Annotated in this window: 6 protein-coding genes and 1 pseudogene; 5 read left to right on the plus strand and 2 right to left on the minus strand. The window is 73.1% G+C overall.

What is annotated here, in order from left to right; all coding sequences use genetic code 11:
* Positions 1 to 108: 108 nt before the first annotated feature.
* Positions 109 to 2325 carry a catalase/peroxidase HPI gene (gene katG / locus ABTY56_RS38270; RefSeq protein WP_350634314.1) on the minus strand — a complete coding sequence of 739 codons (2217 nt, stop codon included), beginning with the start codon at positions 2323 to 2325 and terminating at the stop codon, positions 109 to 111.
* Between the two features lie 213 nt (positions 2326 to 2538).
* Between katG and ABTY56_RS38275 the strand changes: the two genes are divergently transcribed.
* The 4 genes from ABTY56_RS38275 (at position 2539) to ABTY56_RS38290 (ending at position 6090) form a co-directional block, all read left to right on the plus strand.
* Positions 2539 to 2952, plus strand: a complete 414-nt coding sequence (locus ABTY56_RS38275) for a Fur family transcriptional regulator (protein ID WP_350634315.1) — start codon at positions 2539 to 2541, stop codon at positions 2950 to 2952.
* A 69-nt stretch (positions 2953 to 3021) separates the two neighbouring features.
* Positions 3022 to 3501, plus strand: coding sequence for an RrF2 family transcriptional regulator (locus ABTY56_RS38280; protein WP_350634316.1), 480 nt, complete (start codon positions 3022 to 3024; stop codon positions 3499 to 3501).
* 101 nt (positions 3502 to 3602) lie between these two features.
* Entirely contained in the window at positions 3603 to 4790 is a 1188-nt protein-coding gene (locus ABTY56_RS38285) for an MFS transporter (protein ID WP_350634317.1), read from the plus strand.
* A gap of 211 nt (positions 4791 to 5001) precedes the next feature.
* Entirely contained in the window at positions 5002 to 6090 is a 1089-nt protein-coding gene (locus ABTY56_RS38290) for a PP2C family protein-serine/threonine phosphatase (protein WP_350634318.1), read from the plus strand.
* Positions 6091 to 6122: 32 nt separating this feature from the next.
* Here the strand turns inward: ABTY56_RS38290 and ABTY56_RS38295 are convergent, their stop codons facing one another.
* Entirely contained in the window at positions 6123 to 7424 is a 1302-nt protein-coding gene (locus ABTY56_RS38295; RefSeq protein ID WP_350634319.1) for a cytochrome P450, read from the minus strand.
* 35 nt (positions 7425 to 7459) lie between these two features.
* Here ABTY56_RS38295 and ABTY56_RS38300 point away from each other — a divergent pair.
* Positions 7460 to 7748, plus strand: a pseudogene (locus ABTY56_RS38300) (hypothetical protein); the annotation flags it as partial.

A 7748-nucleotide genomic window follows, 5' to 3' on the forward strand; every position in this document is an offset into this window, starting at 1 on the left:
CCGCCGCCCGCTGCCCGCTGCCCGCCGAGTCGCTCGGCCGCACCGGCCCGGCAGAGCCGGCGGACACAGGCCGGGGCGCTCAGTCCTGCACGAAGCCGCCGTCGGGGATCAGACGAGGTCGAAGCGGTCCGCGTTCATGACCTTGACCCAGGCCGCGACGAAGTCCGTCACGAACTTCTCCTTGGCGTCGTCGCTCGCGTACACCTCGGCGACGGCCCGCAGTTCGGCGTTCGAGCCGAAGACCAGGTCGGCCCGGGTGCCGGTCCAGGTGACCTTGCCGGAGGCGTCCCGGGCCTCGAAGGTGTGCGAGTCCTCCGAGGTGGCCGTCCAGCGGGTGCCCAGGTCCAGCAGGTTGACGAAGAAGTCGTTCGTCAGCACGCCGGGGGTCCCGGTGAGCACGCCGTGCGCGGACTGCCCGTGGTTGGTGCCCAGCACCCGCAGGCCGCCGACCAGCACGGTCAGCTCCGGCGCGCTCAGGCCGAGCAGGTTCGCCTTGTCGAGCAGCAGGTACTCGGCCGGCAGGCGGTTGCCCTTGCCGACCCAGTTGCGGAAGCCGTCGGCCTTCGGCTCCAGCGCGGCGAAGGACTCGGTGTCGGTCAGCTCCTGCGGCGCGTCCACCCGGCCGGGCGCGAACGGCACCTCGACGGCGAGGCCGGCCGCCTTGGCCGCCTGCTCGACGCCGACGCCGCCGGCCAGCACCACCAGGTCGGCCAGCGAGACCTGCTTGCCGCCGCCCTGCGCGTTGAAGTCCCGCTGCACGCCCTCCAGGGTGCGCAGCACCGCGGCCAGCCGGTCGGGCTCGTTGACCTCCCAGCCGATCTGCGGCTGCAGCCGGATCCGGCCGCCGTTGGCGCCGCCGCGCTTGTCGCTGGAGCGGAAGGAGGAGGCCGCCGCCCAGGCGGTGGAGACCAGTTCGGCCACCGACAGGCCGGTGGCGTTGATCCGCCGCTTGAGGTCGGCCACGTCGGCCGCCCCGACCTGCTGGTAGTCGACGGTCGGCAGCGGGTCCTGCCAGAGCAGCTGCTCGGTCGCGACCTCCGGGCCGCGGTAGCGGACGACCGGGCCCATGTCGCGGTGGGTCAGCTTGTACCAGGCGCGGGCGAAGGCGTCGGCGAACGCCTCCGGGTCCTCCAGGAAGCGCCGGGAGATCGGCTCGTAGACCGGGTCGAAGCGCAGCGACAGGTCGGTGGTGAGCATGATCGGGACGTGGCGCTTGGCCGGGTCGTGGGCGTCCGGGACGGTGCCCTCGCCCGCGCCGTCCTTCGGCTTCCACTGGTGGGCGCCGGCCGGGCTCTTGGTGAGCTCCCACTCGTAGCCGAACAGCGTCTCGAAGAAGCTGTTGTCCCAGGTGATCGGGGTGGGCGTCCAGGCGCCCTCCAGGCCACTGGTGATCGCGTCCGCGCCGACGCCGGTGCCGAAGGCGCTCTTCCAGCCGAGGCCCTGCTGCTCGATCGGGGCGTCCTCGGGGTCCAGGCCGACGTTGTCCGCCGGGCCGGCGCCGTGGGTCTTGCCGAAGGTGTGTCCGCCGGCGATCAGCGCGACGGTCTCCTCGTCGTTCATCGCCATCCGGTAGAAGGTCTCGCGGATGTCGCGGGCGGCGGCGATCGGGTCCGGGTTGCCGTTGGGGCCCTCGGGGTTGACGTAGATCAGGCCCATCTGGACGGCGGCCAGCGGGTTCTCCAGCTCGCGGTCCCCGGTGTAGCGCTCGTCGCCCAGCCAGGTGGTCTCCGGGCCCCAGTAGACGTCCTCGTCGGGCTCCCACTCGTCCACCCGGCCGCCGCCGAAGCCGAAGGTCCGGAAGCCCATGCCCTCCAGCGCGACGTTGCCGGCCAGGATCATCAGGTCGGCCCAGGACAGGCTGCGGCCGTACTTCTTCTTCACCGGCCACAGCAGGCGGCGGGCCTTGTCCAGGCTCGCGTTGTCGGGCCAGCTGTTCAGCGGGGCGAAGCGCTGCTGGCCGCCGCCGGCACCGCCGCGGCCGTCGCTGATCCGGTACGTTCCGGCGCTGTGCCAGGCCATGCGGATCATGAACGGGCCGTAGTTGCCGTAGTCGGCCGGCCAGCAGTCCTGGGAGGTGGTGAGCACCTCGTGGATGTCCCGCTTGACGGCCGGGAGGTCGAGCGCCTCGAAGGCCGCCGGGTAGTCGAATTCCGCTCCGAGCGGATTGGCCACGGCGGGGTTCTTGGCGAGGATCTTCAGATTGAGCCGCTCCGGCCACCACTGGCGGTTGCCACCGCCCTGGGTGGGGTGCGCGGCGCGCCCGTGGTTCACCGGGCAGCCTTCCGCCTTCGCCTCTTCGCCGGTTGCATCGTGGATGTCAGACATGGGAATCCTTCCCTCACAAGGCGGATCACGGTGTCTTCTGTGCTACCTACGGCATCTACTGCTGGTACCTAGGCTAGCGCCGGAGCCGATCCTACGATGGACGGAATCCAAGTCAAGAAAGACACCAAACCCATATCCGATCGGGATCCGGATGACCCAGGATGTGTATTGGTAAACTCCGGTCTTCCCCTTGACCTGAATAGGTGAACCGATATGAGTGACCTGCTGGAGCGACTGCGCGGGCGCGGCTGGCGCCTCACCTCCCAGCGGCGTGTCGTGGCCGAGGTCCTGGACGGCGAGCACGTGCACCTGACCGCGGACGAGGTGCACGCCCGCGCGGCGGAGCGCCTCCCGGAGATCTCCCGGGCGACGGTCTACAACACCCTCGGTGAGCTGGTCACGCTCGGCGAGGTCATCGAGGTCTCCACCGACGGGCGCGCCAAGCGCTACGACCCCAACGCGCACCGTCCGCACCAGCACCTGATCTGCACCGGCTGCGGCGCCATCCGCGACGTCCACCCCCTCGGCAACCCGCTGTCCGACCTCCCGACGGAGCAGCGCTTCGGATTCACCGTCTCGCAGGCCGAGGTCACCTACCGGGGCCTCTGCCCGACCTGCGCGGGCTGATCGTTCCGGCGACCCCGGGGTCCCGTTATCCGCTTCCCGCCGACAACCAGGACGTGTAGTGTCCTGGTTATGCGCATGGGCGAAGGAGTCGAGTGGGGCCTGCACTGCTGCCTCACACTGGCCTGGCTCGCGGACGAGCAGCCGGTGCCGACCGCACGACTGGCGGCCTGGTTCGACCTCCCGCCCGCCTACCTGACCAAGCGCCTACAGGCACTGGTCCGGGCAGGCATCCTCAGCTCCACGCCGGGCGCCCGGGGCGGCTTCCGACTGGGCCGTCCGCCGGAGCAGATCACCCTGATGGACGTGGTCTCCGCGATCGAAGGGCCCGACGACCTCTTCCGCTGCACCGAGATCCGGCAGCGCACGGAGGGGGCGGCCGCCGCCGGCGACGACTTCCGGCACCCGTGCGGGGTGGCCACCGCGATGCGCAAGGCCGAGCTGGCCTGGCGGCGCGAGCTCGCCGGACAGACGGTGGCCGACCTGATGGCGGCGGCGCCCGCCGGGGCCGCCGACCGCACCAGACGGCACTACGCGCGACTGACGGGCTGAAGCCCTCCCCCCCACCCGAAGCCTCCTCCTCCCTCCCACTCCCGCCGCGGGTCGCTTTCGCGACGCCGCAGGCCGTTCGTCGACTTCTGAGGTGAACCTGGATGTCCGATGTCCTGATTTCCCAAGCCCCGCCCCGGGCCGCCGGCGGGCTGTCCGCCACCCTCGTCCTGGCACTGGGCACCTTCGCCGTCGGGACCGACGCCTTCGTGGTGGCCGGGTTCCTGCCGTCCATGGCCGACGACCTGCACGTGTCACCGGCGACGGCAGGCCAGTCGATCACCGTCTTCGCCGCCGCCTACGCCGTCCTGTCCCCGGTCCTGGCGACCCTGCTGGCCCGCCTGCCGCGCCGGACCCTGCTGGTCCGGGCACTGACCGTGCTCGGCGTGGCCAACCTCGCCTCCGCACTCGCCCCGGGCCTGGCCGTCCTGCTGGCCGGTCGCGTCCTCGCGGCGGCCGGCGCCGCCGCCTACACCCCCAACGCCGGGGCGGTCAGCGCCTCCCTGGTCCGCCCCGAACTGCGGGCCCGCGCCCTCGCGGTGGTGATCGGGGGCCTGACGATCGCCACCGCGATCGGCGTGCCGCTCGGCAACGCCGCGAGCCACTGGCTCGGCTGGCGCACCGCGCTGGGACTGGTCGCGGGGCTCTGCCTGCTCGTGGCCGCCGCGCTGCGGGTGATCATGCCGCAGGTGCCGGGAAACGCCCGGGTGCCGCTGCGCACCCGGCTCGCCGTGCTGCGCCGCCCGGCAGTACTCACCGTCCTGCCGCTCACCGTCCTCGGCATGGGGGCGAGTTACACGGCGTACGCCTACAGCGTGCCGGTGCTGGACGCCGTCGGGGTGTCCGAGGGCTCGGTGCCCTGGATGCTCGTCCTGTACGGCCTCGGAGCCGTCGCCGGCAACCTCGCCGCCGGGTGGGCCACCGACCGCTGGGGGTCCACCGTGGTCCTGACCGCCGGGTACGGCGCCATGGCGGCCGCGCTCGGGGCGCTGGCCTGGCTCGCGGCGGCCCGCAGCACCGTGGTGCCACTGGTCGCACTGCTGGTGCTGCTGTGGGGCGCCGCCGGCTGGTGCCAGACGCCGCCGCAACAGCACCGGCTGATCGAGGTCGCCCCGCAGGAGACACCGCTGGTCGTCTCGCTCAACTCCTCGGCCATCTACGCCGGGATCGGGCTCGGCACGGTGCTCGGCGGCGCGACCCTGGGGTCGGGCGCCGCCGTGGTGTACGGGCTCGGCGCGGGGATCGCGGCGGTGGCGCTGCTGTTCCTGCGGTGGAGTGCGTCGCGCAACTGATGGAGCGCCGGTTCCAGCGGGCCGGAAGGGACTTGAGACCGTCGGACCGAGAGCCCCGAGCAGCCGGCGGGGCCTCGTCCCGGCTCTCCGTGGTGCCGTGGAGCTGCAGCAGGATCGGGGTGGGCCACCCGGCGACCCACCGGCCCGAGGTGCCGCCCGCCGGGAGCCCGGAGAGAGTGGAGGGTGGGGCGCTTCCCAGCCTGGAGGACACGTGCGTGCCGACGGACCGGACGGGATGCCGCCGCTGCACCTGCCGCGGCGCACCCGGCTGCTGCTGTTCTGCGCATTCCTGCTGCTGGTCGCCGCCGTGGTGGTGGACCTGGTGAGCGGGCCCGGGACGACGCTGTCGCCCGTGCTGGCGGTGGCGCCGGTGCTGGCCGGGGCGACCACCCGCAGCGCCCGGGTGCCGCTGGCGGCCGGAGGTCTGGCCGTGGTGGCCGTCGGCCTGCTGGAGACCACCAACACCGATCTGCCGACCGAGGTGCACGTCACCGCGCTGGTCACCGTGCTCGCCGCGACCCTGGCCAGCGCGGCCAACGTGGTGCTGGTGGCGGCTCGGGAACGGGAGCTCTTCCAGGTCCGCACGGTGGCGGAGGCGGCGCAGCGCGCCCTGCTGCGCCCACCGCCGGAGCGGATCGGTCCGCTCCGGATCTCCGTGCGCTACGTCGCCGCGGCCGCCGAGGCGCGGATCGGCGGGGACCTCTACGCCGTCGTGCAGACCGGGTACGGCGTGCGGATCCTGCTGGCGGACGTGCAGGGGCACGGCCTGCCGGCCGTCGAGACGGCGGCGGACGTGCTCGGGGCGTTCCGTGAGGCGGCCCGCACCGAAGCCGACCTCGGGCGGCTGGCCGAACGGCTGGACGGCGCACTGGCCGACCGCCCGGGCGAGGGGCGCTTCGCCACCGCGCTGCTGCTGTCGGTGCCGCCTGGGCCGGAGCCGGTCGCGCTGGTGAACTGCGGCCACCCGCCCCCGCTGCTGCGCCGGGCCGGCCGGGTGGGCGCACTGGCGCCGCCGGCGGCCGCGCCTCCGCTCGGGCTGCTTGGGCTGACCGGCGGCGGGTACCCGGCGGGCCGGTTCGAGGCCCGGCCGGGGGACCTGCTGCTCCTGCACACCGACGGGGTGACCGAGGCCAGGGGCGCCGACGGCGTCTTCTACCCGTTGGAGGAGCGGCTGCCGGGGCTGCCCGCGGGGAGCCCCGCCGACCTGCTGGACGCCCTGCTGGCCGACGTGCGGGACTGGGTCGACACCACCGGCCTGACGGACGACGCGGCGCTGCTCGCGATCCGGTGGGAGTCGTGACCGGAGCCGCGAGGGGCTGCCGAAGGGCTGCCCTACCGCCAGCGGATGCCCAAGCCCTTCAGTCCGTTCTGGAAATTGGACACGAGCCGCGTCGGCGGCACACCCGACGTGAGCTCCAGGTCGGGCAGCTCGGCGATGACTCGCCGCAGCAGTGCCGACATCTGGATCCTCGCCAGTTGCGCTCCGACGCAGAAGTGCGGGCCGAAACCGAAACTGACGTGGTCGTTCGGCGTGCGGGTGATGTCCAGGCGATCCGGATCGGCGAACACCGACTCGTCGCGGTTGGCGGAGGCGTGGTACACCACCACCTTGTCACCACCGCGGATCGGCTGCCCGCCGAGTACGACGTCCCGCGCGGCGGTTCGTCGGAACTCCAGTACGGGCGGCCAGAATCGCAGCAGCTCGTCCACCGCCGAAGCGACGAGATCCGGCCGACGGCACAGCAGGCGGTACTGGTCGACGTGGGTGAGCAGGGAGTACAGCCCACCCGGCAGGCCGTTGCGCAGGGTCTCGTTGCCGGCGACACCGAAGAGGAAGAACATCGTCTCGAACTCGGCGGCACTCAGCCCGGTCTCCCGCATGCGGGCCACGATGCTGCCGGGCGGCGGCTGCTCGGCGAGCGCGTGCGCGTAGGCGAACATGTCGGCGAGGGCCGCGCGGGAACGCGGGTTGACCGGGCGGCCGTCGGGGGTGGTGAGGACGGCCGGGCGGTGGGCGAGCGCGGCACGGCCCAGGTCGGTGAGCCGGGAGGGGTCCGCGGTGCTGGAGCGGGCGTGGTCGGGGTCCTGGTAGCCGATCACCCGGTTCGACCAGTCGACCAGCAACTGACGGTCCTGCTCCGGCACGCCGAGGATCCGGGCGAGCGTCCACACGGGCAGATCGGCGGCGAGCGGCACGAAGTCGGCTTCGCCCACGGGGCGGATGCCGGCGACGAGTTCGGCCGCGCGATCCTCGATGGCGGCGGTCAGCTCGTGCAGCGCGCGCGGGGTGAACGCGGCCGCGACGGCCCGGCGCAGCCGGGAGTGGTCCGGCGGGTCCTGGTTGAGCATCATCGTGCGGGCGAAGGCGAGATCGGCCGGCGTGTCGGGGTCGCGGATCTGGGTCGCCCCGAGGTGCGAGGAGAACACCTCCGGCGTACGCAGCACGTGCTTCACATCGGCGTGCCGCAGCACCGCCCAGTAGCCGGGCCCGGCCGGCCACTCCCCCACCGCCGGCTCCTCCACCCGGCACACCGGCGCCTCGGCCCGCAGCTCACGGAACAGCTCGTACGGAACCCCCTCGGCGTAAGTGGCCGGGAGGAAGATCTGGTTGACGTACGCCTGGTCGAGGGTCACGTGGACGGACGGTACGGCAGAGTCTCCACGATGTCATGGACGGTGACGAGTTGTCCGAGGAGAGCGGGTTCCTCGGTTCGGTCGATCGCGTCGGCTACGGCGCCGAGGAGGACGGGGCCGCGCAGCCATGGTCGGGCGGGGCTCACCGTGAGGCCGCCCAGGAGAGCAGCAGCCGCAGGGCGTCGTCGGAGGGGGTGTCCGGGTCGGCGGGATTCTCACCCGGGCGCGGCCCCCAGTTCCAGTGCTTCAGCCAGATCGTGAAGCGCGAGAGCGGCTGGGACTACACCGCGACCAACAAGAGCTCCGGCGCGTACGGCCTCGTCC

The organism is Kitasatospora sp. NPDC097691 (assembly GCF_040302665.1).
Lineage (GTDB): Bacteria > Actinomycetota > Actinomycetes > Streptomycetales > Streptomycetaceae > Kitasatospora.

Coding starts and splice junctions, on each gene's coding strand:
- katG (WP_350634314.1), bottom strand. CDS start 2,325: ATGTCTGACATCCACGATGCAACCGGCGAAGAGGCGAAGGCGGAAGGC.
- ABTY56_RS38275 (WP_350634315.1), top strand. CDS start 2,539: ATGAGTGACCTGCTGGAGCGACTGCGCGGGCGCGGCTGGCGCCTCACC.
- ABTY56_RS38280 (WP_350634316.1), top strand. CDS start 3,022: ATGCGCATGGGCGAAGGAGTCGAGTGGGGCCTGCACTGCTGCCTCACA.
- ABTY56_RS38285 (WP_350634317.1), top strand. CDS start 3,603: ATGTCCGATGTCCTGATTTCCCAAGCCCCGCCCCGGGCCGCCGGCGGG.